The sequence below is a fragment of the Nocardia acididurans genome (genome assembly GCF_016741815.1).
GTDB lineage: Bacteria > Actinomycetota > Actinomycetes > Mycobacteriales > Mycobacteriaceae > Nocardia > Nocardia acididurans.
Map to the genome: position 1 here is coordinate 537,567 of NZ_JAERRJ010000002.1, position 27,000 is coordinate 564,566.

The 27,000-nt window shown below is 67.8% G+C and carries 26 protein-coding genes; 9 read left to right on the forward strand and 17 right to left on the reverse strand.

The annotated features are described in order from the left end of the window. The first annotated feature begins 73 nt into the window (after positions 1-73). Both JK358_RS06835 and metG read left to right on the forward strand, forming a co-directional pair. The gene (locus tag JK358_RS06835; protein WP_307817349.1) at positions 74-1,072 is read left to right on the forward strand and encodes a TIGR03557 family F420-dependent LLM class oxidoreductase; all 999 of its coding nucleotides are present in this window, start codon (positions 74-76) and stop codon (positions 1,070-1,072) included. Between the two features lie 147 nt (positions 1,073-1,219). Next, positions 1,220-2,713 carry a methionine--tRNA ligase gene (gene metG / locus JK358_RS06840; protein WP_201944939.1) on the forward strand — a complete coding sequence of 498 codons (1,494 nt, stop codon included), beginning with the start codon at positions 1,220-1,222 and terminating at the stop codon, positions 2,711-2,713. 8 nt (positions 2,714-2,721) lie between these two features. Here metG and JK358_RS06845 read toward each other — a convergent pair whose 3' ends face one another. From JK358_RS06845 to JK358_RS06895, 11 genes are read right to left on the reverse strand one after another with little or no spacing between them, the layout of a single operon-like run. Continuing rightward, positions 2,722-3,432, reverse strand: coding sequence for a TetR/AcrR family transcriptional regulator (locus JK358_RS06845; RefSeq protein WP_201944940.1), 711 nt, complete (start codon positions 3,430-3,432; stop codon positions 2,722-2,724). Continuing rightward, the gene (locus JK358_RS06850; RefSeq protein WP_307817381.1) at positions 3,429-4,127 is read right to left on the reverse strand and encodes a TetR/AcrR family transcriptional regulator; all 699 of its coding nucleotides are present in this window, start codon (positions 4,125-4,127) and stop codon (positions 3,429-3,431) included. Before JK358_RS06850 ends, JK358_RS06845 begins: the two co-directional genes overlap by 4 nt. After that, the gene (locus JK358_RS06855) at positions 4,067-4,762 is read right to left on the reverse strand and encodes a hypothetical protein (RefSeq protein ID WP_201944942.1); all 696 of its coding nucleotides are present in this window, start codon (positions 4,760-4,762) and stop codon (positions 4,067-4,069) included. Before JK358_RS06855 ends, JK358_RS06850 begins: the two co-directional genes overlap by 61 nt. A 13-nt stretch (positions 4,763-4,775) precedes the next feature. Continuing rightward, on the reverse strand, positions 4,776-5,726 hold the full coding sequence (locus JK358_RS06860; protein ID WP_201944943.1) for an MlaD family protein: 951 nt from the start codon (positions 5,724-5,726) through the stop codon (positions 4,776-4,778). After that, complete coding sequence (locus JK358_RS06865; RefSeq protein WP_201944944.1) at positions 5,723-6,748, reverse strand: MlaD family protein; 1,026 nt, start codon at positions 6,746-6,748, stop codon at positions 5,723-5,725. The genes JK358_RS06860 and JK358_RS06865 overlap by 4 nt, the downstream gene beginning before the upstream one ends. After that, the gene (locus tag JK358_RS06870) at positions 6,745-7,665 is read right to left on the reverse strand and encodes an MCE family protein (RefSeq protein WP_201944945.1); all 921 of its coding nucleotides are present in this window, start codon (positions 7,663-7,665) and stop codon (positions 6,745-6,747) included. The genes JK358_RS06865 and JK358_RS06870 overlap by 4 nt, the downstream gene beginning before the upstream one ends. Further along, positions 7,665-8,678, reverse strand: coding sequence for an MlaD family protein (locus tag JK358_RS06875; RefSeq protein WP_201944946.1), 1,014 nt, complete (start codon positions 8,676-8,678; stop codon positions 7,665-7,667). Before JK358_RS06875 ends, JK358_RS06870 begins: the two co-directional genes overlap by 1 nt. Continuing rightward, positions 8,675-9,685 carry an MlaD family protein gene (locus JK358_RS06880; RefSeq protein ID WP_201944947.1) on the reverse strand — a complete coding sequence of 337 codons (1,011 nt, stop codon included), beginning with the start codon at positions 9,683-9,685 and terminating at the stop codon, positions 8,675-8,677. Before JK358_RS06880 ends, JK358_RS06875 begins: the two co-directional genes overlap by 4 nt. Then, positions 9,682-10,710: an MlaD family protein gene (locus tag JK358_RS06885; protein WP_201944948.1), complete on the reverse strand. Its 1,029-nt coding sequence runs from the start codon at positions 10,708-10,710 to the stop codon at positions 9,682-9,684. Before JK358_RS06885 ends, JK358_RS06880 begins: the two co-directional genes overlap by 4 nt. 3 nt (positions 10,711-10,713) lie before the next feature. Further along, positions 10,714-11,583 carry an MlaE family ABC transporter permease gene (locus tag JK358_RS06890; RefSeq protein WP_201944949.1) on the reverse strand — a complete coding sequence of 290 codons (870 nt, stop codon included), beginning with the start codon at positions 11,581-11,583 and terminating at the stop codon, positions 10,714-10,716. Next, a complete protein-coding gene (locus JK358_RS06895; protein WP_372440639.1) occupies positions 11,583-12,470 on the reverse strand; it encodes an MlaE family ABC transporter permease in 888 nt (295 codons plus the stop codon). Before JK358_RS06895 ends, JK358_RS06890 begins: the two co-directional genes overlap by 1 nt. Positions 12,471-12,840: 370 nt before the next feature. Between JK358_RS06895 and JK358_RS06900 the strand changes: the two genes are divergently transcribed. Continuing rightward, the gene (locus tag JK358_RS06900; RefSeq protein ID WP_201944951.1) at positions 12,841-13,761 is read left to right on the forward strand and encodes a dioxygenase family protein; all 921 of its coding nucleotides are present in this window, start codon (positions 12,841-12,843) and stop codon (positions 13,759-13,761) included. A 23-nt stretch (positions 13,762-13,784) separates the two neighbouring features. Here the strand turns inward: JK358_RS06900 and JK358_RS06905 are convergent, their stop codons facing one another. Beyond that, the gene (locus tag JK358_RS06905) at positions 13,785-14,918 is read right to left on the reverse strand and encodes a lipase family protein (protein WP_201944952.1); all 1,134 of its coding nucleotides are present in this window, start codon (positions 14,916-14,918) and stop codon (positions 13,785-13,787) included. A 110-nt stretch (positions 14,919-15,028) separates the two neighbouring features. On the opposite strand from JK358_RS06905, the gene JK358_RS06910 reads away from it, so the two are divergent. The 3 genes from JK358_RS06910 to JK358_RS06920 all read left to right on the forward strand — a co-directional run bounded on the left by JK358_RS06910 (position 15,029) and on the right by JK358_RS06920 (position 18,474). Next, positions 15,029-15,646, forward strand: a complete 618-nt coding sequence (locus JK358_RS06910; RefSeq protein WP_201944953.1) for a TetR/AcrR family transcriptional regulator — start codon at positions 15,029-15,031, stop codon at positions 15,644-15,646. 149 nt (positions 15,647-15,795) lie between these two features. After that, the gene (locus JK358_RS06915; RefSeq protein ID WP_201944954.1) at positions 15,796-16,728 is read left to right on the forward strand and encodes a tellurite resistance/C4-dicarboxylate transporter family protein; all 933 of its coding nucleotides are present in this window, start codon (positions 15,796-15,798) and stop codon (positions 16,726-16,728) included. Positions 16,729-16,815: 87 nt separating this feature from the next. Further along, entirely contained in the window at positions 16,816-18,474 is a 1,659-nt protein-coding gene (locus JK358_RS06920; RefSeq protein WP_307817352.1) for an FUSC family protein, read from the forward strand. A gap of 9 nt (positions 18,475-18,483) precedes the next feature. On the opposite strand, the gene JK358_RS06925 is transcribed toward JK358_RS06920, so the two are convergent. Continuing rightward, on the reverse strand, positions 18,484-19,881 hold the full coding sequence (locus tag JK358_RS06925) for an ABC1 kinase family protein (RefSeq protein WP_201944955.1): 1,398 nt from the start codon (positions 19,879-19,881) through the stop codon (positions 18,484-18,486). A 259-nt stretch (positions 19,882-20,140) separates the two neighbouring features. Here JK358_RS06925 and JK358_RS06930 point away from each other — a divergent pair, with 259 nt between their 5' ends. Next, entirely contained in the window at positions 20,141-21,691 is a 1,551-nt protein-coding gene (locus JK358_RS06930) for an acyl-CoA carboxylase subunit beta (RefSeq protein WP_201944956.1), read from the forward strand. Positions 21,692-21,763: 72 nt separating this feature from the next. On the opposite strand, the gene JK358_RS06935 is transcribed toward JK358_RS06930, so the two are convergent. Continuing rightward, positions 21,764-23,146 carry a lipase family protein gene (locus JK358_RS06935; protein ID WP_232850833.1) on the reverse strand — a complete coding sequence of 461 codons (1,383 nt, stop codon included), beginning with the start codon at positions 23,144-23,146 and terminating at the stop codon, positions 21,764-21,766. A 211-nt stretch (positions 23,147-23,357) separates the two neighbouring features. On the opposite strand from JK358_RS06935, the gene JK358_RS06940 reads away from it, so the two are divergent. Both JK358_RS06940 and JK358_RS06945 read left to right on the forward strand, forming a co-directional pair. Next, entirely contained in the window at positions 23,358-24,452 is a 1,095-nt protein-coding gene (locus tag JK358_RS06940) for a baeRF2 domain-containing protein (RefSeq protein ID WP_201944957.1), read from the forward strand. 29 nt (positions 24,453-24,481) lie between these two features. Next, complete coding sequence (locus tag JK358_RS06945) at positions 24,482-24,787, forward strand: hypothetical protein (RefSeq protein ID WP_201944958.1); 306 nt, start codon at positions 24,482-24,484, stop codon at positions 24,785-24,787. A 60-nt stretch (positions 24,788-24,847) separates the two neighbouring features. Here the strand turns inward: JK358_RS06945 and JK358_RS06950 are convergent, their stop codons facing one another. The 3 genes from JK358_RS06950 to JK358_RS06960 form a co-directional block, all read right to left on the reverse strand. Beyond that, positions 24,848-25,657 (reverse strand): SigB/SigF/SigG family RNA polymerase sigma factor, encoded by an 810-nt coding sequence (locus JK358_RS06950; RefSeq protein WP_201944959.1) that lies wholly within the window; start codon positions 25,655-25,657, stop codon positions 24,848-24,850. Beyond that, positions 25,647-26,078: an ATP-binding protein gene (locus tag JK358_RS06955; RefSeq protein ID WP_201944960.1), complete on the reverse strand. Its 432-nt coding sequence runs from the start codon at positions 26,076-26,078 to the stop codon at positions 25,647-25,649. The genes JK358_RS06950 and JK358_RS06955 overlap by 11 nt, the downstream gene beginning before the upstream one ends. Before the next feature lie 221 nt (positions 26,079-26,299). Beyond that, positions 26,300-26,977: a PAS and ANTAR domain-containing protein gene (locus JK358_RS06960; RefSeq protein ID WP_201944961.1), complete on the reverse strand. Its 678-nt coding sequence runs from the start codon at positions 26,975-26,977 to the stop codon at positions 26,300-26,302. Positions 26,978-27,000: the final 23 nt, after the last annotated feature.

Genomic DNA, 27,000 nt, shown 5'->3' on the forward strand with positions numbered 1-27,000 from the left:
CGCCGGGCAAATAGTTGCGGCGTCAGGGGGTAGGCCCTCGGTAAGCATCGGAGTCGAGTGATCGGAGGGCATTGTGGCCAGATACGGATACACCCTGATGACCGAACAGAGCGGGCCGCGCGAGCTGGTGCGGTACGCGGCGACCGCGGAGGACGCCGGATTCGACTTCGCGGTCATGAGCGACCACTACTCGCCCTGGCTGAGCGAGCAGGGTCATGCCCCCAACGCATGGGTGACGCTCGGAGCGGTCGCCGCGGCGACCCGGCGCATGGATCTGATGACCTTCGTAACGTGCCCGACCATGCGGTACCACCCGGTGATCGTGGCGCAGCAGGCAGCGACGCTGCAGATCCTCGCGCAGGGCCGGTTCACGCTCGGACTCGGCAGCGGCGAGAACCTGAACGAGCATGTGGTGGGACTGGGCTGGCCCGGCGTCGAGGAACGCCACGAGCGGCTGGCCGAAGCCGTGCGGATGATTCGCGAACTGCATTCGGGGGCGACGGTGACGCACTACGGGGAACGATTCCGGGTGGAGGCGGCGAAGCTCTGGGATCTGCCGGAGACGCCGGTGCCCCTCGCCCTCGCCGTCTCCGGGGAGCGGTCGGTCGAGAAGTTCGCGCCGCTCGCGGATGAGATGGTGCTGAACTCGCCGGAGCCTGACGTCGTGGCGGCCTGGCACGGGGTGCGGGCCCGCGTGCTCGGCGACACCGAGGGCTGCCGCGTCACCGGGCAGCTCCCGATCAGCTGGGATACCGACCGGGACACCGCGATTCGCCGGGCGCACGAGCAGTTCCGGTGGTCGGCCGGCGGGTGGGAGGTCAATGCCGAGCTGCCGAATACCGCCGGATTCGCCGCCGCCACCCGGTTCGTGCGCCCCGAGGATGTCGCCGAGGATATTCCGTGCGGACCCGATCTCGATGCGATCGTCGAGGCTGTCGCGCCCTATCGGGACGCGGGATTCACCGATATCGCACTGGTGCAGGTGGGTGGCGAGAACCAGGAGGAGTTCCTGGCCAAGGCCGCGCTGCCGCTGCTGGCAAAACTGCGTGACGCCGATATCGCGCCCCGATAGCATTGCGGCATGACCACAGTCGCGCAGCCGATGATGGCCCGCTCCCGGGCCTGTTGACGCTGCGCGCGATCCGATTCGAGGCCCTGTACGCGGGGCCTCGAGCCGTGTCGGCGCTCGGAGCCCCTGGAGACTATCCGGAGGATTCCGATGACCACCTACCTCACCACCACCCTGCCCTATGTGAATGCCAAGCCGCACTTGGGATTCGCGCTCGAACTCGTCCAGGCCGATGTGCTGGCGCGGGCCGCGCGCGGGCGCGGCGAGCGGGTGCGCCTGCAGTGCGGCACCGATGACAATTCGCTCAAGAACGTGCTGGCGGCCGAGGCGGCGGGCGTACCGGTGCGAGAGTTCGTGGACCGCAATGCCGCCGCGTTCACGGCGCTGGCGGGTCCACTGTCGCTGGCCGTCGATGATGTGATCCGCACCAGCCGCGATCCGCGGCACCGGGTGGGCGTCGAACGGTTCTGGCGGGCCGCCGCCGACGCCGGGGATCTTTATCGCAAACACTATGCGGGGCTGTATTGCGTTGGGTGCGAACAGTTCTACTCGCCCGCCGAGCTCGTCGGCGGACGCTGCCCCGATCACGACACGGAACCGCAGCGGGTGGCCGAGCAGAACTGGTTCTTCCGGCTGTCGCGCTATACGGATCGATTGCGGGAGCTGATCGGCTCGGGGACGGTTCGGATCGAACCCGTGGAACGGCGCAACGAGGTGCTGGCATTCCTCGACGCGGGGCTGGAGGATCTGTCCGTCTCGCGATCCGCACAGCGGGCGCGCGGGTGGGGCATTCCGGTTCCGGACGATCCGGAGCAGGTGATCTACGTCTGGTGGGATGCGCTGGGTAACTACCTGACCGCGCTCGACTACGGCACCGACGGCGCGAACCTGGAGCTCTGGTGGAATCGCGCCGATCGGCGAATCCATCTGGTGGGCAAGGGAGTTCTGCGATTCCACGCCGTGTACTGGCTCGCCATCCTGCTGTCGGCCGGCCAGCGGCTGCCCACGCACATCCTGGTGCACGATCACCTGACGATCGACGGACGCAAGATCAGCAAATCGTCGGGGGTGACCGTCGACCCGGTCGAGCTGGTGGCCGAGTACGGGACCGACGCCGTGCGCTGGTGGCTGCTGCGTGAACCGCCACGGGTGGGTGACGCCGATTTCACCGTCGCGCGACTGGTGCGCCGCGCCGACGACGAACTCGCGCACGGCATAGGCAATCTCGTGAATCGTACGGTCGGGCTGATCCATCGATATCGTGACGGCAGACCACCGGCAACCGAACAGATCGCACCACAGTCGGATACGCTGCGTCACGCACTCGACGCAGCCGATGCGCGTATCGAATCCGCGCTTGCCGCTTACGATTTCCGCGCTGCCACCGAGGCGATCCGGGCGATCACGGACGAGGGCAATCGCTATGTGAACGTCACTCGGCCATGGGAACTCGCCGCCGCGGGCGCGCGGGAGGAGCTCGATGCCGTGCTGTGCACGCTGTTGTGCGCCTGCCGCGCGGTGGCCGGCCATCTCGTCCCGTTCCTGCCCGGCCTCGCCGGGCGGATCTCCCGGCAGTGCGCGGTCACCGAGGGTGCGCTACCCCCGGCTGTCCCGGTGCAGCCCCGACTGTCGGCCGGAAGGTGAAGTGCCGCTCAGGATTGCGCGCCCAGCGCGGAGGCGAGGAAGCCGACGAGCTGGGTGCGCACCCGATCCTGGGTCAGGCCCTCGGAACTCCCGCGCAGCGCGGCGAGCAAGGCCGAGACGAGCACCGACATCAGGACCTCACCGGCGATATCCACGTCCAGGGCGGGATCGAGATAGCCGCGCCCGATGCCGTGGGACACCCGCGCCACCGCTTCGACGCCGTAGCGGCGGGCATTGTGCAGACAGCGGTCGATGACCCGGTCGTCGATCGACGACGCTTCCAGGAGAAAGAAATTCACCAGGCCCGGTTCGGTGGCCACCAGTTCGAAACAGCGGTCGATCACCCGGGCGTAGCGGTCGCAGAACTCCTCCAGCGACTCCGGGCGTCCGTCGCCCTCGGGGCCCAGCAGGCGGTCGCGCAGCAGATCGAAGCAGTGGTCGATGACGGCGTCGAGAATGTCGCGCTTGTTGTCGAAGTAGTTGTAGAAGGTGCCGTGGCTGACCTGTGCCGCCTGCGCGATATCGTTCACGCCGATGGCGCGGAAGCCGCGCGTGATGACCAGGTCGTAGGCGGCCAGCACCAGATCGGTGCGGCGCTGCTCAGCCCGCTCGGCGCGGCGTTCGGCCCGCGCGGGGCGCGTGGGGGCGGCGTGCGCGGGCCGGGCCGGATCGGCCCGCGGATGCCTGGAATCTGTTGCCACACCATCCATTTCGATCATGACACACTCCGCACCCGCAATACCTTCTCCAGCATGGCCATCACCATGGTCGTGCTGTGCGCACGCACCTGCGGGCTGCTGCCGCCGTGCAATTCCCGCAGGATCCACGGTCCCACGAGTGTCAGGATCGTATGTGCGATCACCTCGGGATCGATATCGGATCGGATCCACCCGGCCCGCACCCCGCGAGTGAGTTCCGCCGCGATGAGCGAGGCCGCGAAACCCTCCAGCCCGAACAGCCGCTCGGCCAGCTCGGCATCGATCGCACCGGCCTCCACCAGCAGCAGCCGCAACACCTGCGGCTCCCGGTCGACCAGCGCGTAGAGCCGCTCGACGATGCCGCGCAGCGCGTCCACCAGTTCGACGGCGCTGCCGGTGCTGCCGCCCAGGGTGGCCACATCGACCGCGTCGACCACCTTCTCCACCCCGAAATCGATGACGTGGTCCACGATTTCGCGTTTGCTGCCGAAGTACCGGTACACGGTGCCCTGCCCGATGCCGGCGCGGGCCGCCACATCCGAAATGGTGGCGGCCTCATAGCCTTTGGCGGTGAACACCTCGTAGGCGGCCTCGATGATCTGCGCGCGCCGCCGCAGCGGAAGCTCCCGCTGCGGCGGACGGCCGGTGCGTCGGGTTATTTCGCGGCCCCGTTCGTCGCGGCGACATCCTTGGGCCCGTAGTCGACCACCAGCCAGTCACCGTCGTTCTTGGCGACCGTGACGGTCAGCAGATTGGGCACGGTGGCCGGATCCTGCTGCTGGATGTTCTGGGTGCGCTGGGTGGCGTAGACGGTGACCGTGTACTGGTCGTTGCCCTGGGCCTGCACCGAGGTGCCCACCACCTGACCGGTGGCCACGACCTGCGCCTCGGTCATGATCTTGGACAGCGTGTCGTGCACCTCGGTGTAGCGGTTGCGCAGGGCGTCGGAGGTGCCGCGCTGCACACCGTCGAAGAAGGCGGGGACATTCTTGTAGTCGTAGGTGAGCGAGCGCAGCGTGTAATCCGACGCCACCTCGGCGGCCCGGTCACGATCGGCGTTCGCGGCCCGCAGGTCGTTCAGATCGCCCGCGGCGCTGCGCCATTGGAAGCCCAGCGCCACACCCAGCACCGCCAGCACGGCGACCAGCCCGGCGAGCACGGGCACCACCCGCTCGCGGACGCTCGACGACAGCGCTCGCTCGGCCGCGACGGGCGACGGCGCAGTCGGCTGCGCGGCGGGCTCGGACTGCACGGGCTCCACCGTAGCCGACGGCGACGACTCGGACGCCGCCTCGTCGGCGTTCTTGGCCAGCGGCACAACGGATTCCGGGGTCTTTTCGGTAACACTCACGATGGCCTTCTCTCTATCGGGGCAGGTCGATGCCGACGTGGGCGGTGCCGTCGCCGGGGAATACGGTGGACAGCAGATCGACGATCGATCCGGCGTCCACGCGCAGCGGTTTGATCACGGTGGTGGAGGGTTTGAGAGCGGTGGCGATATGCCCGAGATCCGGCCCCAGCAGCTGAATGTAGGCGTCGATCTTGTCGACCAGCGGTCCGATCGGATCGTCGAACATGAACTCGCCCACCGTGGAGTAGTTCTGGAACGCGGCGATGATGTGCAGCAGTTCCGGCATACCGGTGTCGATATCGGTGGCGGCCGCGCTCAGCACCGGAGCGCGACCGTCGAAGCGGTCACCCAGGTGCTGCACGTTGAAGTACAGCCGCGCGATGGCATCGCGCTTGTCCCGCAACAGATTCGCGGTGCCGATCAGGGCGTTGGTGAGGTTGGCGACATCGGCGTCGCGGCCCTCGAACCCCTCGGCCACGGTGGTGGCCAGCTGCGCCAGTTTCGCTGGATCCAGTTGCGCGGTCAGCGCATCCAGTTCGGCGAGCGCGTCGCCGACCGTGGTGGCGGTGCGCACCTGTTTCTTGGGCACGATGCCGCCGTCACCCAGATACGGCCCGGCCGTGGTCTCGGGGCGGAAGTCGAGAAACTGCTCACCGGCCGCCGACAGGTTCGCGATCTGCACGACACTGTCCACGGGGATGCGGTATTTCGCGTCGTACTCGATCCTGACGGCCAGCCCGTTCGCGGTGGCGTTGATCTCGCGCACCTTGCCGATCGGCAGCCCGCGCAGCGTCACCTCGGAGGTCCGCATCAGACCGCCCGAGGAATCCAGCAGCACGGTGATCGTATTGTTCTCGCGACGCGGATCGAGATTGAGCACGCCGACGGCCATATAGCTACCGCACACCAGCGTCATCACCGCCAGCAGCGCCAGCGAAACCGGTCCGGACAGTGAGAGTTTCATGGCACCATCCCAATCGAGCGCAGTGTGGTGACGAGCTGGTCGGCCTGCTCGTCGGCGCTGACCCGCGCCACCCGCACATCCGGTGCGGCGAGGAACGGAATCAGCTTCTCCCGCAACAGGGTCCGGAAGGTCTCCAGATTCTCGGCGACGGTCAGATCGGCGTAGCCGACGGTGACCGCGGTGGGCGCGAGAATCGACACGATGGTCCGGAAGTCGCCGACATGCGGCAGCAGCAGATCTCCGGCATTGCGGGCCAGCCCGCCACCGCTGATGATCAGCTTCACCACATTGAACAGCACATCCGACAGACCCGCCGCGCGGTCGGGACCGGCCACGAGAATGGTGTCCACCGCGTCCCGCCCGGCCTCCAGCTTGCCGGTGATCCGCTGGGCCGCCGCCAGAATGTCGTTCAGCTCGGCATTGTGGGAAGCCATATCGCTCAGGGCATTGCGGCCCGCGGCATTGATCCGATCCAATTCGGCCGGATCCGCGGGGAACGCGGCGTTCACGTCCACCACCAGCTGCTGGATATCGGCCCACCGGCCACCGGTGACGATATTCGACAGCGCGCGCAGAATGTCCTCCACATTGGTGGCGGGCACGGTCTGCTGCACCGGGATCACATCGCCGTCGACCAGGAACGCCGTCGCCGTTTTCTGCGGAGCCTCCAGCGCGATGTGGATGTCACCGAGAATCGTGCTCTGCCGCAATTCCGCCGTGGTGGTCTTGGGCAGTTTGGCGTCGGACCGCAGGGCCACCGTGGCGACGGCGGTACCGCCGATCAGATCGATACGCTCGAGCATGCCGATCTCGACACCGTCGGCGATCACCTTGGCCTTGTCGGGCAGGTTCAGCACCGAACCGAATTCGATGCGGACCGTGTAGGTGTCACCGCTGATATAGGTGCCCGGAATCGGGATATCGGTGGCCTTGAGACCACAGCCACCGGCCAGCAGCGCCACCGCGGTGATCGCCGGAACCAGTTTCGCCAGTGCGCGTGTGCGCATGAGTCCCCGGGTCATCGCGCACCACCCTGCGGAAGCTGATTCACCAGCGGCGGCAGCTGCGAGAGCAGATCGGTGATGGAGCCCTGATGGGTTTCCAGCATCTGCTCGGCCTGCGGCAGCACCTGATCCAGCAGCGCGAATACCTGCGCATCGTATTTGCCGACATTGCGGGCCAGCACCGGCAGGAACTCCACCGCGATATCCACCGCGCCCGCGAACTCCATGGAGAATTCACCGATCAGCTGCAGTCCGGCGCGCAGATTGTCCAGCACCAGCTGCATATCCGGCCAGTTGCTCACGAACATGGTGGTGAGCTGATCCAGATTGTCCACCAGCCGGCGGAACACCACATCCCGCTGCGACGGATCACCGACCACCGCCGAAAGCCGTTGCAGCAGTTGATTCCACTGCTGCCCGGTCCCGCTCATGGCCTGATTGGCCGCGGTGAGGGTGTCATCGAGCAGGGTGTCGGGCTGCCCATTGCCGCCGGTCAGATCCGAGGCCAGCACGCCCATGGCGTCGAGCGCCTCGCTGATGCCGATGGGCGTCTTGGTGCGGTCCATCGGAATACAGGTCGCGGTGTCGAACCGCGCACCGCCGGTATAGGTCTTGCTCAATTCCACGTGCCGGTCGGTCACGATGGAACTGGACATGGTGACCGCGGTGATATCGGCGGGCAGCGTGTACTTCTCGCCGATGGTCATGGTGACGCGCATGCGGTCACCGAGTGCCTCGATCTTCGAAACGGTGCCGATTTCGACACCGAGCATGGTGACGCTGTTGCCCTCGTACAGGCCGACGGTGTCCTTGAATTCGGCGCACACGTTCTGATCGGCGCTGCGCGTCTGGCTCGCCCAGGTCACCCCCGCCACGCCGGTGCCCACCACGACCGCGGCGACCCCGGCGGCGAGTGCCGCTCTACCCCAACTCATCAGCACGCCTTACCTTCGTAGGGAATGCACACCTGCACTCCGGCGGCCGGATCGGCGACCTTCACCTCGGTGCCGAGCAGGCCGTTCAATCTGGTGATGACATCGCGCAATCCATTGATCACGGTGTCGATGCGATTCGGGTCCTCGAATACCTTCGAGAACAGCTGCTCGAATTGCGTGACCGTCGGCTCGACGCTGTCGCCGTAGGCCATGATCGGCCGGTGCAACACCAGCAGCAGGCGTTTCACCAGGTTGAATACCGAGACCACATCGTCCTTGCGGTTGCCGAGCGAATCGGCGACGGTGCCGAGCTGCCGGACGAAATCGGCGAGCATGGCCTTGTCGGTGGCGATGGCGGCGATGTATTCGTCCGACACCTGCAGCGCGGTGTCGAGCTGCGCGGTGCGCTGGGCGAGCAGGCCGGTCAATTCGTTGGCATTGCCGATCACGCCGCGCAGGGCGTCGGGCTGACCTTCCAGCGCGGAATTCAGTTCACCGATGGTGCCGCGCAGGGTGGTGGCGTCCACCTGACCGAAGATCGGCGTGCCCCGGTCGAGGATGTCGCTCAATTCGAACGGGGTGGTGGTGCGCTCCGGCGGAATGTGCTTCTCCCCCAGGTCCTTGTCACCCACCGGGCTCAGCGCCAGGTAGTGACCGCCGATGGGGGTCAGCATCTTGACCTCCACCGCCGACCGATCACCCACGCGCACATCGGAATTCACGGTGAAGCTGACCTCGACGTGATCGCCCACCAGGTCCACCGCGCGGATCTTGCCGACATTGATGCCGGCCACGCGCACCTCGTCACCGGCGCGCGCGCCACCGGAGATCTTGAAGTCGGCGATGTAGGTGCGCTGTCCGAACGGGATCACATACAGCGTCCCCGCCGCCAGCAGCGCCACCGCGCAGACCACGACACCCGCTATGCCCCAGCGCAATTGGCTGGTTTGGTCGCCGCGGCCCGCGAGGATGTCGCGGATGAGCGCGCCGAAGTACTGGATCAATCCCTTCATTGGCACACCACCAGGTTCTGGTTGGCGAGGATCGCGGTCGCGACGGCGGGCAGTGCCGCCTCCCCGTTCGAGCAGGTAATTCGCGGCTGCACGCCGTCACCCGGCACCGACTGGTTCAGGCCGGTGACGAGCTGCGGGGTGAGCGCGAGCAATTCGGTGAGCTGATCGGTCTGCGGCACCAGCCGGCGCAGCAGGCCGTCGATCGGGCCGTAGGCCGTGTCGTAGGCGGCCTGACCCTGCTCCAGAATCGGAATCAGCGGCAGCAGTGTGGCATTCGCATTGTCGATGGCGGTCAGAATGGTCTGCGTCTTGGAGGTGAACTGACTCAGGATCGCCGAGAGCTGGCGCACCAGATCACCCACCGCCTGCGACTTGCCGCCGATCTCCTCCGACACCAGGCCCAGATTGCGGATGAGCAGCACGATCACCGCCTCGCTGCCGCGGGCGTTCTTGGTGAGCGTGTCCAGATCCGCCAGCACCGGGCCGATACCGGAACCGTCACCCTGCAGCACCCGCAGCAGGTTGGTGCCGAACTGGTTGAGCTGTGCGGGATCCAGGGTTTCGAACATCGGCTTGAAACCGTTGAACAGCTTGGACACATCGAAGCTGGGAATCGTCCGCTCCACCGGAATGGTCGTTCCCGCAGCCAGTTTCACGCCCGCCGGGCCGTCGGTCAGCAGCTCGACATAGCGCTGGCCGATCAGGTTCTGGTAGCGCACAGCGGCTTTGGTGTTGTCGTAGATCGGGCGATCCTGGTCGACGGTGAACCGCACGCGCGCCTGTGCGCCGTCCAGCTCCACGGTTTCGACCTTGCCCACCGCGACACCGGACATGCGCACCGAATCACCGGCGTACAGGCCCGAGATATCGGTGAACACCGCGTCGTAGGTGACCTTCTCCCCCGGGATCGGGGTGCGCAGCGCGGTCACGATGAAGACCGAGCACGCGCCCACCACGAGCAGGAAGACCACCAGCTTGGCGGCGGCTTTTCCGAGACCGGCGTTCACCGCGCACCCCCGTTCAGTGAATCTGCCAGGTACGGCATGGTTTTCGCGATCAGCTCGACCTGCAGCTGCACCCGGCCGTCGACCACCGGGAACGCGCCGTCGATGGCGCGCAACAGGTTAGGGATCCGGTTGTAGGCCGGGGCGACCGTGCCGATGGAGGCGCTGATCGGCACCGCCAGATCCAGCACCGTACTCAGGATCTTCTCCAGATCCGGATTGTTGACGGCCAGCAGATCCGAAATGCCGATCAGCACTGTCTGATCCACGCCATCGGTGGCCTTATTGGTGCGGGCCCGATTGTCGGGGTCACCGAAGTAGGCGGCCTGTTCGAGCACGGCCAGGATGGCGCGGCCCGCGGACGGGGTCAGGTCGGCGAACGCGCCGGTCATATCCCGGCCGATCTCCAGATAGTGCGCGAGCGGGGCCTGCTGGCCATCGGCGAGCAGGCGCGCGGTCTCGAAGAACGACGACAGCACCGGGCCGAGACTGTCGGCATTGTCGAGCATGAGGTCGAAAAGCCTGCGCACGGTGTCGGAGTCGAGCACCTGGGTGAGCCGGGCCGCTCGCCGGAAGACCCCGGCGACGGTGGCGTTGGTGGCGTTCTCGCCGATCGAGAGCACCGCACCCTCGCGCAGTTTCGCGCCACCCGCTCCGGCCACCAATTCGATGGCGCTGGAACCGAATACGTTGGACGAGGTGAAGCGTGCGGTCACGTCGTCGGTGAGCGCGTCGGCCTGGCGGCGATCGATCTCGATCTCGATGCGCTGATGGCCGTAGCCGACCGTCTCCACCTCGCGCACGGTGCCGATGGCGAAACCGCGGAACTTCACCTCCGCCCCCGGCGCGAGACCCTCGCCCAGGGTGGCGGCGTCCACGGTCAGCTGGAAGCGGTCCGCGAAAGAGCCTCGTGCGTAAGAACTTACGAGCACGGTCACCAGAACGATGACCACGGCCATCACCACACCGCGCAGGCGCAGCGCCCACTTGCCGGCGGCGCGCCCGGAATGATCCTGAAAAACGCCCATGATCTACCCCGAGATCCTGATGCCGACATCCAGGCCCCAGATCACGATCGTGAGGATCATGTCCAGGATGACCACCAGCACCAGGCTGGCGCGGATGGCCCGACCGGAGGCCCGGCCCACGCCCTCCGGCCCACCGGTGGCGTAGAAGCCCTGGTAGCCGTGGATGAGAATGATGGCGATGACGAAGATCGTCGCCTTGACCAGGGACGCTATGACGTCACCGGGTTGCAGGAAGGCGTCGAAATAGTGGTAGTAGGTGCCCGAGGACTGCCCGTGCAGCACGTTCACGACCGTCGCGCACGACAGGTACGACAGGATCAGCGTGAGCAGGTGCAGCGGCACGATGGTGATGACGCCGGCGATCACGCGGGTGGTCACCACGAACGACATCGGGCGGATGCCGATGGCCTCGAGCGCGTCGATCTCCTCGGAGATGCGCATGGAGCCGATCTCGGCCGTCATGCGGCACCCCGCCTGCGCCGCGAAACCGATGGCCGCCACCATGGGCGCCATCTCGCGGGTATTGGCGTAGGCCGAGACGAACCCGGTGAGCGGGCCCATGCCGACCATGTTCAGCGCGGTGAAACCCTCCACGCCGATGGAGCCGCCGACCGCGATGCCGAGGAAGGCCAGCACCGCCACGGTGCCGCCGCCCACGATGATCGCGCCGCTGCCCCAGGTGATGTCGGAAAGAATGATCATGGTCTGGCGCCGGTACACCCGCAGCGTGTGCGGAATGGCGGCCAGTACCTCGTAGACGAAAGTCGCTTGGTGCCCGAGTGATTCGAAAACCGTCATCGGGGCATCGGCCGAACGGACGACCGCTCGCCCCGCCGCCCCGAGCGGCTGATAGCGGGCTGGAACCTGAGTCATCAACCCACCTGAGTTGGAAGGAACATCGAAACCAGCTGGGTGATCACGAGATTCACCCCGAAGGCCGAGATCACGCCGATCACGACCGCCGCGTTCACGGCATTGGCCACGCCCTTGGGCCCGTTGGCGGCCTCCAGGCCGCGCTGACAGGACACGATGAGCACGATGATGCCGAAGATGATCGACTTCACGATCGCGACCCACAGGTCGCTCATCTTGGCGAAGGCGGAGAAGGCCGACAGATAGCTGCCCGGCGTAACCCCTTGGAAGCCGACGGCAATCACGTAGCCGGTGAACACGCCCATGAAAATGATCAGCATGCACAGCAGCGGCGTCAGCGCGATCATGGCCGCCAGCCGCGGCGCCACCAGGCGGCGCACCGGATCGATTCCCATGGTGCGCAACGCGTCCACCTCATCGCGGATGGTGCGCGCGCCCAGATCCGCGGCGATGGCGGAACCCGCCGCGCCACCCAGCAGCAGTGCGGTGACCATGGGCGCGCCCTGGCGGATCACCCCCAGCCCGCCGGCCGCGCCCGACACCGAGCTCGCGCCGACCTGCTGGGTCAGACTGCCGACCTGGACGGCGACGATCACGCCGAACGGAATCGCCACCAGCACAGCGGGAATCGCGGTGACCGAGACGATGAACCAGCCCTGCGCCACGGTGTCGCGCCACGGATGTTTGAGCCCGACGATGTCGGTGATCAGGTAGCGGAACGCCGCTACCGCGAGTTGCAGGGTGCGCCCGAACGTGCGCAATCCCGAGAGAACGAACTCGGTGACCTCCCGCACGAGCGGTTCCGGCCCCCGAATGACTTTATCGACCAATGCCTGTACCCCAATGCCCCACTGCAATGCCCCGTACCGGGCGACCCAGACACTAATACACTTTTCCGACTGACGTGTCAGTCTTCACTTGATTCAGCCAAACCCTTGACCAACCGGTCGGGTTGGTGAAAGATGTCCGGCCACCAGCGAATGACCCACGCCCACAGCGGCGTTCAGCAACAGATCCGCAATCTAAAGACCCACTGAATTGCGGGCTGATGCCGTGTCTCAGTCAAATTCCGGCCGAGCCCGCCGATAACCACCCCTCGTACGGCGTAGTGTCCCGTTCAGGCCGTTGCCCCGCCGGGACCCACGGCGCACACGTGACACGGCGCTCCCAGGGAACTCCCAGCGCATGCCCAGGGCGGTCGACAGCGGAGCCCCTACCGTCGCAGTCGATGAACAGCGTCGAGGAAAGGAGCCGCGGATGAGCGGCACCGGCAGGCACACCGGTGAGGTGCACGAACATGATCTCGGACTGGCCCACGATCTGCGGGTGATGTCGCGGCGGCGGGCACTGTCGTTCCTGGGCTTCGCAGGACTGGCCACCGCCGCGGCGGGATGTGCGGCGGCCACGAATTCCGGTGACTCCACCGGCGGCAACAGCGCGGCGTCCACGACGACGACCAGCGCCGCAGGAGCCGGGACGGTCGCGGCAGCGCCGCAGGAGACGGCCGGACCGTACCCGGGCGACGGGTCGAACGGACCCAATGTGCTCATCGAATCCGGGATAGTGCGGTCCGACATCACCGGCAGCTTCGGGTCGTATTCCGGTGTGGCGCAGGGCGTTCCCATGACGCTGACGCTGTCGCTGCGCGATCTCACCCGGGACGGGGCCGCGGGCAGCGGGATGGCCGTGTACGTCTGGCACGCGGATCGGGACGGGAGGTACTCGCTCTACAGCGGCGGGGTGACCGATCAGAACTATCTGCGCGGGGTGCAGGTGGCCGACGCGGACGGGAAGCTCACCTATACCTCGATCTTCCCGGCCTGCTACGACGGGCGCTGGCCGCACATCCATTTCGAGGTGTTCGACTCTCTCGAGACAGCGGTGGCGGGCGGAAACGCCCGGCTCACGTCACAGATCGCGCTACCGGAGGACGTGTGCGAGCGCGTGTACGCCTACGACTCCGGATACGCGCAGAGCACCACGAACATGTCGAAGGTGTCCCTCGCCTCCGACAATGTGTTCGGCGACGGGTGGGATGCCGAGCTCGCCACCGTAACCGGCAGTCCCGCAACGGGATTGACTACGGCCATCACGGTCGGCGTGGCCGCGAAGTCGGACAGTGTGGCGGCCGGTCCCCCGGGCGGCGGGCCGGGCGGGCCGCCGCCCGGGGGACGCTGAGCCGGTCCGCGATCGATGCGGTATCAGGCGAAAAGCCTTGCCACGAAAGGAATGCTGTCCGGCTGCGAGGCGTAGACGGTGCCGTCGTGATCCTTACCGGGATAGATGTGCGCCTCGGGGCGGACGCCGTTGAGCTCCAGATCGGCGATCAGCTTGGCGGTCATGGGGAACGGGACATCGGAGTCGTTGGTGCCCTGGCCGATGAACAGGGGGCGATCGTAGCCCGACATCGGGACATCCATCACCGGACGGGCCGTGGCCACGAAATCGCCCTCCGCCAGCGGCCGGGAGAACAGCTGATTCACGGTGACGCCCTCGGCGCGATCCGCGAGCGGGGTGAAGCACAGGGTCTGCGCGTCGGAGACCAGATCCCGTCCCACCGGGCTGAGGTAGCTGTCCAGATCGAAAGCCGGGCGGGCCGCCTTCAGACCGTTGAGGACGTAGGTGGCATAGGCGGTCAAATGCGCGGACCTGATGGCCGGACCGGCCGGGCCGATCAGCGAAAACGCTTCCACCACATTGGAAGCCGGACCGGTGGCCACCGCGCCCCGGTAGTCGAGTTCGGGGGCGTAGCGGGTGGCGAGCGAGGCGGTGAAGACGGCCGCGCCACCGCCCTGGGACTGGCCGATGGCCACCCACCGCGACGCCAGGGAATCGTCGACGGCACGGGCGGCGCGGACCATGTCGATCCCGGCGTGCGCTTCGGCGCGCCCGTCGAGGTAGGCGTGCACGCCCGGGGTGCCGAGGCCGATGTAGTCGGTCGCGACGACCGCGTACCCCTGCTTCATCCAGGTGCCCAGGTAGCTCATGTCGCGCGGGGACCGGCCCGCGGTCGAGGGCGCGCAGTCGTCGCCGACGCCCACCGTGCCGTGCTCCCAGGACACCACCGGCCAGCCGCCGGGCGGCGGAGTGCCGGCCGGGACGAAGATCGCGCCCGTGGACAGGGCCGGGTTGCCGTCGGAATCCTGGGTCCAGTAGGTCAGCCGGCGCGCGGACGCGGCGCCGTCCAGCCACAGGTGCCGGGGTAGCGCCTCGTTCGAGACGACCGTGCCCGGCGCGCCCGCGGCAGGCGGCGGATCCGCGACGGCGCTGCCCGCGAGTGGAGCCGTTGCCAGCAGGGCGGTCGAGACCAGGGTGATCACTGCGCGTCGGGTCATGCGTCCTCACAGAAATTTGGTGTCACTTTGAGACATTTGATACCACGCTATCCTCTGAAGTGTCACATAGAGACACCACATCGTGTGACATGGACGACGAAGGACGGGGCATGACGGAGGGTGTGGGGCTACGCGAGCGGGAGAAGACCCGGGTCCGCCGGGAACTGATCGATACGGCCCTGCGGCTGTTCGAACAGCAGGGGTACGAGCACACCACCGTGCAACAGGTCGCCGATGCCGCACGGGTGTCCCGCCGCACCTTCCACCGGCACTTCCCCTCCAAGGCCGCGGTCGTCTTCAGCCATGAGGAAGATCTGATCGCCTACCTGCTGGCCGCGCTCGACCGTCGGCCGACCGAGGAATCCGCACTCACGGCCCTGCGAGAAGCCCTGCGCGACTTCGTCCTCGACGAGACCGATTCCGAGAAACGACGGGCGCAGGCCGATACCGCGCGACGGGCCCGACACCTGCTGATCACCAATCCCGCACTGCGCCAGGAGAATTTCACCGGCGCGGTGAGCCGCCGGAATGTGCTGGCACAGCATTTCGCGCGGCGTGCGGGGCTGCCCACCGACGATCTGCGGCCACAGCTGGCCGCGGCGGCCTGCTTCGCGGCGCTGGGGGTGGGGCTCGATCACTGGATTCAGGGGGCGGATCAGTCGCTGCGGGCGCTGTACGAAACCCTCGACGGCACAGTCGCTTCCCTGCAGCACGGCATAGACTTCTGAGCCCTCAGAGGCGGACGGCCGACTGTTCGCCGGTACCCGGCAGCGAATGCGGGCGATCGGCTCCGGGCGTTGGACGGCTCACCGTGGAGACGAGAATTTGCCCGCGCGTTGCTTGGCGCACCCACTGGGGCGGCTGTGAGGATGACAGCATGGTGCAGCAGTGGTGGCGAAACCTCTCCCCGGCCGTCGGCGCGTATGTCATGGCCACCGGGATCATCTCCGTCGGCCTGCACCTGACCGGCAACGATGTCCTCTCGAAGATCTTTCTGGCGCTCGCCGCCATCGTGTGGCTGGTCCTCGCCGCCGACTTCGGCTACGGGCTGCTGTTCGATCGCTCCCGCTGGCGCGCCGAGGCCGTCACACCGCCCGCACTGACCGCCGTGGCGGCCACCACCGTGCTCGGCACCCGGCTGGCATTGCTCGGCTGGCATGCCGTCGCGGTGCTGCTGCTGATCGTGGCCGTCGCGGCCTGGCCGGTTCTGCTCATCACCGTCATCCGGCACTGGCACCGCCGGATGCCCGGGGCCGCGTTCCTGGTCTGCGTCGCGACACAGGGCCTGTCGGTCCTCACCGCCACCCTCGCCCTCGAGGACGTCGCCGATGGGCTCATGCCCGCGGCCCTGATGCTGTTCCTGCTCGGCCTGATCCTCTACGTGGCCGCGCTGGTCCACTTCGATTTCACGCAGATCTGGCGGGGCGAGGGCGATCAGTGGGTGTTCACCGGCGCGCTCGCGATCTCGGCGCTGGCCGCCTCGAAACTGGTTGCCTGGCACCGGTGGACGGGCGCCGACCACACCGCACTGCGCGGCACGGCCCTGGTCCTGCTCACCGCCAACCTCCTCATCTACGTCGTCCTGCTGACCGCCGAACTCGTCCGCTTCCGCCCCGGCTACAACGTCCGCCGCTGGGCCACCGTCTTCCCCCTCGGCATGACCGCCGTCGCCGCCATGTCCACCGGCGCGGCCACCGGCATCCACGCACTCCACACCACCGGAAAACTCCTGCTCATCGTCGCCGTGGCGGTCTGGGCCCTCGTCATCGCCGAACTGATCGCCACCCGCGTCATCGCCGCCGACGGCTGAGCTGTCCCGAAACCCGCTGTTCCTCATAACCGCAGCAAACGTCCCGCATCCAGCCGGGAGGCGGTCGGCTGGCATGATCGAAGTCTTGTGGCGGAGCTGAATGAGGGTTCATCGGGCGGGTATCGGGAAGAGGCGCCGCGGGTCGCCGGGGTGCGGGCGGGACTGTTCGGGGTGGGACCGGTCGGGGCGCGGTGGGACGCGGGCGTGCGATCGGTGGCGGCATTCGTGCTGCCCGCCGTGCTGGTGGTGGTGACCGGGCATCCGGGGGCCGCGTTCTTCGTCTCGTTCGGGGCGTTCGCGGTGCTGTACGGGGAGGGACGGCCGTATCGGGTGCGCTGGGCCGTGGTGCTGGCGGCGGGAGCGGGACTGCTGGCCGCCACCGGCATCGGCGCACTGCTGGGTGAGGTGCTGGCGGGAAGCGGAATCGTGGCGCGGGCGCTCGAGTTCGGGGTGCTGGTCGTGCTCGCCGTGGTGGCCGTGTACGTATTCGACGCGGCACGGCTGGGGCCGCCCGGAGCGCTGTTCTTCGTGCTGGTCTGTTCGGGCGCGGCGACCGCGGTCGCCGGAGGGGTGCCGGGGACGACGATACTGGCGTGCACGGCGTTGGGCGTGGGCGGGTCGCTGCTCGCGTCCATGGCAGGAGCGCTGCGGGATCCGCAGCGGCCGGAACGGATGGCAGTGGAGACCGCCGTGCGGGCGGTGGACGCGTACACGGCCGCGCACGCACAGGGCGTCGCCACCACCGTGGGACGGCATACCGCGGGCGATGCCATCACGAATGCGTGGGCGGCGCTTTATGATTCGGGGCCGGTGGATCGCGAGCCGCGATCACGACTTGTCGATCAACTGCTGACCGCACATCACGAGCTCTCGACGCTGCCGCAGGACGACCCCGCCGAACTCACCGAGGGACAACGGTTTCCGCTCGCCCGGCCCGCCCTCGGATACCGGCTGCGCCGACCGCTGTCCTGGGACGCGCACGCGGTCATCACGGCCGTCCGCGTCGGAATCGCCTGTGCCCTGGCCGGACTCGTCGGCGGACTGCTGGGTTCCGCGCGCCCGCACTGGGCCCTGCTGGCCGCGCTCATCGTGCTGCAGGCGGGGCCGAATCGCATCCAGGGCCAGGTGCGCGCCATCCAGCGCCTCGCCGGAACCGCCGTGGGCCTGGGCGTCTTCGCGCTGCTGATGCAGCTCTCCCCCACCGGCTACGCGCTCATCGCGGTCTTCGCGCTCCTGCTGTTCGGCATCGAACTGTTCGTCGCGAACAACTACGCCATCGCCGCCGTCTTCATCACGCCGGTGGCGCTGTTCGCCGGTGGCGCGGCAACATCCACCGAACCGCTCACCACCCTGATGTCCGACCGGCTGATCGAGACGGCCGTGGGCGTGCTGGTGGCGCTCTTCGCCCTGCACTTCGTGCTCACCCACGCCCACCGCCGCACCTTCACCTGGACCGAGAACCGAATCCGTTCCGCCGCACTGACTCTCGTCGACACCCTGCGGACCCATCCGGTGGATACGACCAATACCGAACTCCGGCGCGATCTGCAGTACGAACTCACCGGCGGCATGCGCGCCGCCCTGGACTCCCTGCACAACGACCCCGAGTGGACCCAACCCCGCTGGCCCCGGCACGCGAGCCTGATCCGCGAGGGCTACGACCTGCTCGCCGCCTGCTGGACCGTCCCCACCGGCGAACGGCTGCCGGACCCGGACGGCTGGGCCCGGCGCTTCCGGCCGGTATAGGACATCGGCTCAGTCCGCGGGGAGTTCGCCGCCGTCGGCGGCCAGCTTGGCGGCGACCTCGGTGGGGAAGATATTGCGGAAGAGGAACAGGTCGCGGCCGAGTTTCCAGCCGGGAGCCAGCGCTACGGCGTAGCGCTCGAAGTAGCCGAGCTGCTTGCCCATCAGGATCAACTGCTGGGGGCCGGACGCGCCGCGGCGCTTGCCGAATTCGAGCAGGCGGGCGGAGACGACGCCGAGGTCGAGTTTGTCGAGGCTGCCGGACAGGACCGGGCCCAGCGCCACGGCGAGCTGGCGGCCGATGGTGGCGTCGTCACCGCTGTCGTCGGAGACCAGGTCGAGTTTGCGGAGGGCTCGGGCCACGGGGCGGAAGTCGTTGTCGATCGACGAGGCGTAGAACAGGGCGCGGACGAAATCGCGCCATTCGGCCTCCATACGCCCGACGATGCCGAAATCGAGCATGGCGACGCGGCCGTCGTCGAGCAGCCAGAGGTTGCCGGCGTGCACGTCGCCGTGGAAGAGGCCGTGCACGGCAACGCTTTCCATCCAGGCCTTGACCAGGCGGCGGATCAGGAGTTCCGGCTCGGGATGGACGGCGCGGATGTCGTCGAAGCGGTCCAGCGGCATGCCGCGCATGCGCTCCATGCACAGCACGCGGGGCGCGCAGTAATCCCAATAGACCTCGGGGACAGCGACATTCGTATTGTCGCCGAACAGCGTCAGGTTCTCGCGGGCGCGGGACTGGTTGTCGGCCTCGATGAGGAAGTTCAATTCGGCGACGGTGCCCTCGTAGAGATCGCGCACCACCGCCTGCGCGTTCGCGACACGGGCGTTCTCCGAACGCTTTTCGAGCGACTGCGCCAGCCGCAGCGCGGCGCGCAGATCCACGATCATGCGGCGCGCGATATCGGGGCGCTGCACCTTCACCACGGCGGGCCGGCCATCGGCCAGCACGCAGCCGTGCACCTGCGCCATGGACGCCGCCGAGAGCGGCTGCTCCTCGAAGGACAGGAACAGCTCCGCGATCGGCTTCCCGAGATCGGCCTCGATGATGGCCTTGGCCTCGGCCGCCGAGAACGGCTTCACATCGTCGAGGCAGCGCAGGCAGGCGTCGGCGAACTCGCGGGGGAAGGCTCCGGGCGAGGAGGCGATGAGCTGGCCCAGTTTCACGAACAGCGGGCCCAGATGCTCGAATCCGTCCACCATGCCGTCGGCCATGGCGCGCCGCCGCTTCGACGGCCGCAGCCCCTGCGTGACCACCCGCTTCACGACCGAACCGCTCAGTACCGAACCAATGACTGCCGTGCGCTTGATCTCGGCGAATCCGAAGGTGTCGAGATTCGGGCGGATCACCTCACGGGCCGCGACCCGCGTCACTTCTCCCCTGCGCACGTCCTGATCATCAGCCATTACCGCGCTCACCGTCGTAGCCGCCCCTGTCTGCTCGTCCGGACCAGGCACTCTCAGCACCATGGATGTTCGATCCGAAGTGTACGGCCGGATGGTCACTTCCGACTGGTTGGTGGGCTGTTACCGGCCACAGTCTCCGACGGTTAGCTGGTTCGGCCCCGCCAACGCCCTGTAGCGTGGCGGGTCGGTGCTGCGATCCAGTATCCGACACGTGACCGGTACGGGTCACAACCCTGATGGTGAAAGGCAAGACCGAGGTATGACGGGCACACAGGAGAAGCTCGCGGAACTGCGCAAGCTCCTGGAGATCGCCGAAGAACCGGCCGGTGAGGCCGCGATCGAGAAGCGTCGCAAGAAGGGCATTCCCAGCGCACGAGAACGTGTGAACATGCTCTTGGACCCCGGCACCTTCGTGGAGCTAGGCGCGCTCATGCGCCAGTCCGCGGTGTCGAACGCGACGTACGGCGACGGTGTGGTCACCGGCCGCGGATATATCGACGGTCGCCCGGTGGTGGTGGTCTCGCACGACCAGACCGTGTACGGCGGTTCGGTCTCCGAGGTGTTCGCCCGCAAGGTGCGCATCGCCATGGAATTCGCCTACAACAACGCCTGCCCGGTCGTGGTCGTCAACGACTCCGGCGGCGCGCGCATTCAGGACGGCGTCACCTCGCTGGCCTGGTACGCGAATATGACCTCGCTGCAGGAGGATCTGTCGGGCTACGTGCCGATGGTGGCGGTCATGCTCGGCAAGTGCGCGGCCGGTTCGGTGTACGGCCCGATCAATATGGACGTCCTGGTCGCGACCCAGGATTCGTACATGTTCGTCACCGGCCCCGAGGTCATCAAGGCCGTCACCGGCGAGGAGATCTCCGCCGAGGAACTGGGCGGTGCGAAGACCCTCGAGCGCCTGGGCACCGTGCACCATGTGGCCGAGACCGAGCAGAAGGCTTTCGACTGGGTGCGCGAGTACCTGTCGTATCTGCCGTCGAGCTGCCTCGAGCAGCCGCCGATCGTGAACCCGGGCCTGGAGCCCGAGATCACCGATTCCGACCGTGAGCTGGACAAGCTCATTCCGGATTCGGACAAGATGGGCTACGACATGCATGAGGTGCTGCTGCGCATCTTCGACGACGGCGCCTTCCACGAGATCAGCCCCGGCACCTCCCCGAATCTCATCACCGGGTTCGCGCGTGTCGACGGCCGCCCGGTCGGTGTGGTCGCCAATCAGCCGATGGCCCTGGGCGGCGCGCTCGACGCGGCCTGCTCGGACAAGGGCGCGTACTTCATCCGCCTGTGCAACGCCTACAACCTGCCGATCATCTACGTCGTCGACACCCCGGGCGTGCTGCCCGGCGTCGAGGAGGAGAACAACCACGTCATCAAGCGTGGCGGACGGATGTTCCGGGCGCTGCTGGAGGCGACCACGCCGATCGTGACCATCGTGACGCGCAAGGCGTACGGCGGCGGGTACGCGGTCATGGGCTGCAAGCAGCTGGGCGCGGATATCGCCCTGGCATGGCCGACCGCGCGCCTCGCGGTGATGGGCGCGGAGTCCATGATCAGCATCGTCGGGCGCAAGCAGCTGGCCGCGACGCCGGAGGAGCAGCGGCCCGCGGTGCGGCAGAACATGATCGACTTCTACAACGCCACCGTGGCCACGCCGTGGACGGCGGCCGAGCGCGGCTACATCGACGCGGTCATCGAACCGTCGGCGACGCGCCTCGAGATCCGCAAGGCGCTGCAGCTGCTGCGCGACAAGGGCGCGGTGCGCAAGCACAACCCGCGCAAGCACAGCCTGTTCCCGATGTGACTCGATGAGAGACCGTGCCCCCGGCCCCCACGGGCCGGGGGCACGGTTGTTTCCGGAAAGAATTGCGCGCGTTCAGCATTCGCTGGCCGCGGGCTCACCCCGCAGGCGGGCGTCGAGCCACAGCAGCGATTCCGGGTAGCCGATGAACGCGGCGATGATGTGCTCGCCGAGCACGCTGCGGTACACCGCGTTCGCACCGAGGGCGCACTGCTCGGCGTAGAGGTTCTTCGCGCCTTCGGGCGGCACCCAGAACTCCTGCTCCCCGTGGTAGATGTACAGCGGCACAGGCGATTTCCGGCCCTCCATGCGCGTCACCGAATAGATGTCGCGGGCCAGATCGCTCTGCAGCGGGTTGGGGATGGTCGCCGCGATGTCGATGGGCAGCAGGAGCAGCCCGAACAGTGCGAAGGTGTCCATGCAGGTGTCCTTCATGACCGACACCGCCGCCCACTGCGCCAGATGATTCATCTGCTCCAGAATTTCCGGCCGCTCCCGCCCGATGGCGAAGGTGGCCGCCATGAACACCCCCGACGCCAGATTCGCGTTCATGCTGCGCGCGAGGATCTCGTAGTCGGCGGGCACCCCGCCCATGGCCGCGCCCACCACCACATCCCGCAGTTCGGGCGCGTAATCCTCCATCAACCGCACCGCGCCATTGGTGGCGATGGCCCCGCCGGAGTACCCGATCATCCCGAACCGGCTGTCCCCGAACTCCTCGGGCAGCGTATTGCGCACCGCGCGCATGGAATCCAGCACGGCGTGCCCCGCCACGAACGGTTCGGCATAGGCCATGCGCGGCCCCTCGTGATCGGGAATCAGCACCGCGTACCCGCGCAGCAGCGCCAGCTGGGTGGTCGGCGGAATGTAGTCCGCGAGGTTGGTCTTGTTCGAGAAGCCGTGGGCCAGCGTATGACTCGGATTGCAGTCCCGCCCGAGCGAGTTGATCGGCAGATTGTTCACCACCACCGGCCGGCCCCAGGGACCGTCCCACACGCCGGTCGGCGCCACCAGCGTGGCGATCGCGTACGACGGTGACCCGTCCGAATCCGTGGTCCGGTACTTGAGCTGCACCACCTGCCGCACCGGCACGAACAGCACACCCGAGGCCACCGCGGTGACATCGCGCCAGGCGATGAGCTCGCCCGCCGCGAAGTCGGGCAGATTCTCCGGCCAGTCGTCGACGAAGCCGTCACCGATGGCCGACGGCATGGCCGCCGCGCGCAGCGCCGCCAGTTCCGGGCTCAGGTGCGCACCGTCGACCAGCGGGGTGTCGGGCGCGGGCGGCAGGCTCGGCGGCGGCACGATCTGGTCGAGCCACTGCTGGAAGCCCGGCAGGTCGAGGCCGGGCAGGGCGCCGGAGACGGGTGCGCTCTCGTCGGTGGCCACGTCCTGTGGCTGGGCGTGGGCGGTCGCGGCGGAGCATCCGATCATCAAGGCGGCAGCGATGATTCGCAAACAACGAAACACAAAACCCCCACGGCGGAAGTGGTTCGAGTGGTCGAGCGATCCCCCTCATCTCGGGCGCAAGCCGATGCTAACGCCGCGGCGTGTTACGACACGGCAGCGTCGGCGCTTCGAAGTCGGTTCGACGCCACATCGAGACCGGTCCGCAGTACGACACGCGGCCTCGGTGATTGCGGTCGGGATGCGGGGGTATCCGGTATTCGTGGTCAGAACGAGTCTTCGAGAACTGATCGACCGGACCGGACCGTTCGCCTCGGTGTATTTCGACAGCTCCCACGACACCGAGGACGCCGACCGGCAGTTCGAGGCCAGCCTGCGGATGGTGCGCGAAAGCCTTTCCGCCGCAGGGGCTTCCGCAGGGCTGATCGGCGCGATCGGAATCGCGGTGGCGGCCGGGCCGCCCGCGCCGGGCCGCTCCGGGCGCGCACTGCTCGCCGATCACCGCACCGTGCTGGTTGACGAACAGCTACCGGCCCCGCCGCCGCGCGAGTTGGTGCGGGTGTCGCCGCTGCCCGCCGTGCTGCCGCTGCTGGAGCAGCGCACGCCGCGGGTTCCGCACGTGGTGGTCCAGGTGTACGCGAGCGGGTCGCGGCTGTATGCCATGGACTGCTACGGCGATCGGAGCTCCTCCGGAATCGACGTCACGCCGAATGCGCAGCGGGCCCGCCCGCAGCGACGGCACGCCCGCGACATGATGCGCAGGCGGATCGGCGAATTGGCCGATCAGGTGTGCCGCACGGCGGACCAGGTGGCGGCGGCCGTCATCATTCTCGCCGGTGACGCCCCGGCGCGCGCCGCGCTGCGCAATGCCCTCGACGCCCGCTACGGCACCGACGGCGATGCCGATTCGCACGGCGACGATCCGGAGGTATGCGGGCGGCGCGTGGTCGAGATCGACAGCGGCGAGCGCGAAATGATGCGCACGACGGTGCGCAAGGTGATCGCCGAAACGGCCGACGCCCATTTCCAGTGGACCCTGCGCCGCTACCGCACCGAGGCCGATCGCCCGTGGGGCGCGACCACCAGCGGCCTCGCCGAAACGACCGCCGCCCTGCGCGAACGCTCTGTCGAACAACTGCTCATCGACCCGACCGCCATCGACGACCGCCAGGTGCTGGTCGGCGACACCCACCTCGACGTGGCCACCGCCGCACACGAATTGACCGGCGCCGCCGAAATCCGCCGCGCCGACGAGGCCCTGCCCGCCGCCGCCCTGGCCGGCGACTCCGAGATCGTCCCCGTCGACGGCCGCCTGACGCTTCCCGACGGCGTGGGCGCGCTACTCCGCCGGATCTGAGCCTCCGGCACCAGGATTCAGGAGATCCCATGCAGCCGACCACCGAGCCCCCGCTCCCGGAACCACCCGGCCCCACCCCGCTCCCGGAACCGCCCGGTCCCCCACCACTTCCGGACCCCAACCGGCCGCCCGGCCCCGACCCCGCGCGGCCGCCGCTGCCCGACCCCGCGCGGCCGCCGCTGCCCGATCCCGCACGACCGCCGGCTCCGGATCCTGTCCCGGACCCGAACCGGCCGCCCGGTCCCGATCCGGTGCTACCGCCGGTGCCGGAACCACGGCCGCCGGTGCCGCCGCTGCCGCCGGATCCGATCACCGCGGGCCGTGCGACGGCATGAGCGAAGGGCTCCCGGCGATGCCGGGAGCCCTTTTCCGGTGGCGCACCCACCAGTCGTCGGCTAGTCGCGCAGTGCCTGTTCGCGAAGCCAGGTCAGGGTTTTGGAGAGGATGCGGGAGACGTGCATCTGTGAGATGCCGAGCTGGTCCGCGATCTGGGTCTGGGTCTTGGCCTCGAAGAAACGCATCACCAGCACGCGCTGTTCGCGGTCGGGCAGTTCGGAGATGAGGGGTTTGACGGCGAGGAATTCGTCGACCCGGTCGTAGCGGGGTTCGACGTCGCCGAGCACCTCCATGAGCGACAGCGGCGTGTTCTCGCTGTCGTCGCCGGTGACGGCGTCGAGGGAGGCGAGCTGATAGGCGTTTCCGGCGATCAGCGCCTGCGTGACCTCGACCAGGTCCACGTCCAGGTATTCGGCGAGTTCGCGCGCCTTGGGCAGGCGGCCCAGCCGCTGCGCGAGCTTGTCGATCGCCCCGCCGATACTGAGCTGAATCTCCTTGGTGCGCCGGGGAACTCGCACCGCCCAGGTATTGTCGCGGAAGTGCCTGCGCACCTCGCCCATGATGGTGGGCACCGCGAAGGACAGGAACGACGATCCGCGCGTGACATCGAAGCGGTCCACCGCCTGCACCAAGCCCACGCGGGCGACCTGCAGCAGATCATCGAAAGTCTCACCGCGCCCGGCGAATCGGCGCGCGATATGGTCGGCCAGCGGCATGCACCGGCCGATCAGCTTCTCCCGCACCATTTCCCGCATCGGGTCGGCGGGATCGATCGCGGCCAGTTCCTTGAACATCGGTTCGATATTGTCGTAGCTGTCGCCACGACTGCGGGATCGCCCGGGCGGGCGCGGTTTCGACTCATCCGTCATCGACTTCACCTCGCAGGCGACTGAATTCGATGACTGTGGGGTACCCGCCGGCGAGCGCATCGAACGGCCGCCGCTGCGCACGGATGGTCTCGGTAATGGTTTGCAGGACATGCCATCCGAACCCGTCTTCGTCGAACGTCTCGTCGTCGACGGTGACGGCGGATACCCGCACCGACATCTGCTCGTCGTCGAAGTCGAAGTCGCAGTCGACACACGAGCCCGGCGCGGCGGCCACGATCAGGCCGGTCGCGACCTCGTCGAGCGCGACCCGGATATCGGTCACCTCGTCGAGCGCGAAATCGGCGATGAGCGCCACCGTCTCGGCGAGCGCGCGCAGCATGGTCAGCTGCCCTAGATCAGCGGGCACCCGGATACCGACCGTGCTCGTGTCCGCGACTGGTTTGGAAAGCCACTCACTCATGCGTATCTCCGCCTGTCCGTCGCCGAGCCGCAGAGACGGAATGCGCCGAGCCCGGTCGTTGTTCGATCCATTCGTCCGTTGCATCATTCTCGGGCATCCAGTTCATCCGCGACCACCTATCGCGGGAGCTTTCGCCAGATGAGGGCACCCAGCTGTGTAGTCGACGCGTACCCTGCGGGTCGGCGCCGAAACAGCTCGAACGAATATTTATGCCGCGCGGTTCATTCCGGGCGCATCCGCTGATGCACCGTCAACAGCAGATGATCGAATCGCGTGCGGAGCTCCACCGCCGTGCCGCCCATGGCGGAGATCTCGGCCACGAGCTGCTGCGCGAGCGTGCGCAGTTTGGTGTTGGTCTCCTGCGACCGCCAGGTCAGCACCCGGAAGGCCTGTTCGGCATTGATGCCGTAGACGAGCATGAGCGCGCCCTTGGCCTGCTCGATCGTCGCGCGCGCCCGATACAGTTCGGGCAGCGTGTCGTCGAGCGTCTCCTGCCGGTGTTCGGCGAGCGTATCGGTTACATCGATGTAGTAGCCGGATGCCCCGACCACCATGTCCTTGTCGTCGACCATGTGGTCACCCACCACGATCACGTGGTGCACCGCGCCATCGGTGTCGATGATGCGATGCCGGCTGCTGAATGGTTCGCCGTTCTCCACGGTGCGGGCAAGAGAGGTGGCAACCCGTTCGCGATCTTCCGGATGTTTGTGTGCCAGAAGCAGTTCGGTGGTCGGTTCCACGGTCCCGGGGAGATAGCCGTGTATGGCGGCCACCTCGTCGGACCACTCCCAGCGCTGGTCGGCGAACCAGAATCGATAGCTGCCGACGGTCTGGGAGCGCCCCGGGCCGATCACCTGATCCAGTGCGTCGCTCGAGGAAATATTCCCTCCGGTTGTCACCTCACGAGTATCCGCCGTGAGCG

Coding starts and splice junctions, on each gene's coding strand:
- JK358_RS06885 (WP_201944948.1), bottom strand. CDS start 10,710: ATGGGCGTTTTTCAGGATCATTCCGGGCGCGCCGCCGGCAAGTGGGCG.
- JK358_RS06845 (WP_201944940.1), bottom strand. CDS start 3,432: ATGATCGAAATGGATGGTGTGGCAACAGATTCCAGGCATCCGCGGGCC.
- JK358_RS06945 (WP_201944958.1), top strand. CDS start 24,482: ATGCAGCCGACCACCGAGCCCCCGCTCCCGGAACCACCCGGCCCCACC.
- JK358_RS06860 (WP_201944943.1), bottom strand. CDS start 5,726: ATGAAACTCTCACTGTCCGGACCGGTTTCGCTGGCGCTGCTGGCGGTG.
- JK358_RS06915 (WP_201944954.1), top strand. CDS start 15,796: ATGGTGCAGCAGTGGTGGCGAAACCTCTCCCCGGCCGTCGGCGCGTAT.
- metG (WP_201944939.1), top strand. CDS start 1,220: ATGACCACCTACCTCACCACCACCCTGCCCTATGTGAATGCCAAGCCG.
- JK358_RS06875 (WP_201944946.1), bottom strand. CDS start 8,678: ATGAAGGGATTGATCCAGTACTTCGGCGCGCTCATCCGCGACATCCTC.
- JK358_RS06955 (WP_201944960.1), bottom strand. CDS start 26,078: ATGAGTGAGTGGCTTTCCAAACCAGTCGCGGACACGAGCACGGTCGGT.
- JK358_RS06900 (WP_201944951.1), top strand. CDS start 12,841: ATGAGCGGCACCGGCAGGCACACCGGTGAGGTGCACGAACATGATCTC.
- JK358_RS06930 (WP_201944956.1), top strand. CDS start 20,141: ATGACGGGCACACAGGAGAAGCTCGCGGAACTGCGCAAGCTCCTGGAG.
- JK358_RS06925 (WP_201944955.1), bottom strand. CDS start 19,881: ATGGCTGATGATCAGGACGTGCGCAGGGGAGAAGTGACGCGGGTCGCG.
- JK358_RS06910 (WP_201944953.1), top strand. CDS start 15,029: ATGACGGAGGGTGTGGGGCTACGCGAGCGGGAGAAGACCCGGGTCCGC.
- JK358_RS06865 (WP_201944944.1), bottom strand. CDS start 6,748: ATGACCCGGGGACTCATGCGCACACGCGCACTGGCGAAACTGGTTCCG.
- JK358_RS06870 (WP_201944945.1), bottom strand. CDS start 7,665: ATGAGTTGGGGTAGAGCGGCACTCGCCGCCGGGGTCGCCGCGGTCGTG.
- JK358_RS06890 (WP_201944949.1), bottom strand. CDS start 11,583: ATGACTCAGGTTCCAGCCCGCTATCAGCCGCTCGGGGCGGCGGGGCGA.
- JK358_RS06905 (WP_201944952.1), bottom strand. CDS start 14,918: ATGACCCGACGCGCAGTGATCACCCTGGTCTCGACCGCCCTGCTGGCA.
- JK358_RS06950 (WP_201944959.1), bottom strand. CDS start 25,657: ATGACGGATGAGTCGAAACCGCGCCCGCCCGGGCGATCCCGCAGTCGT.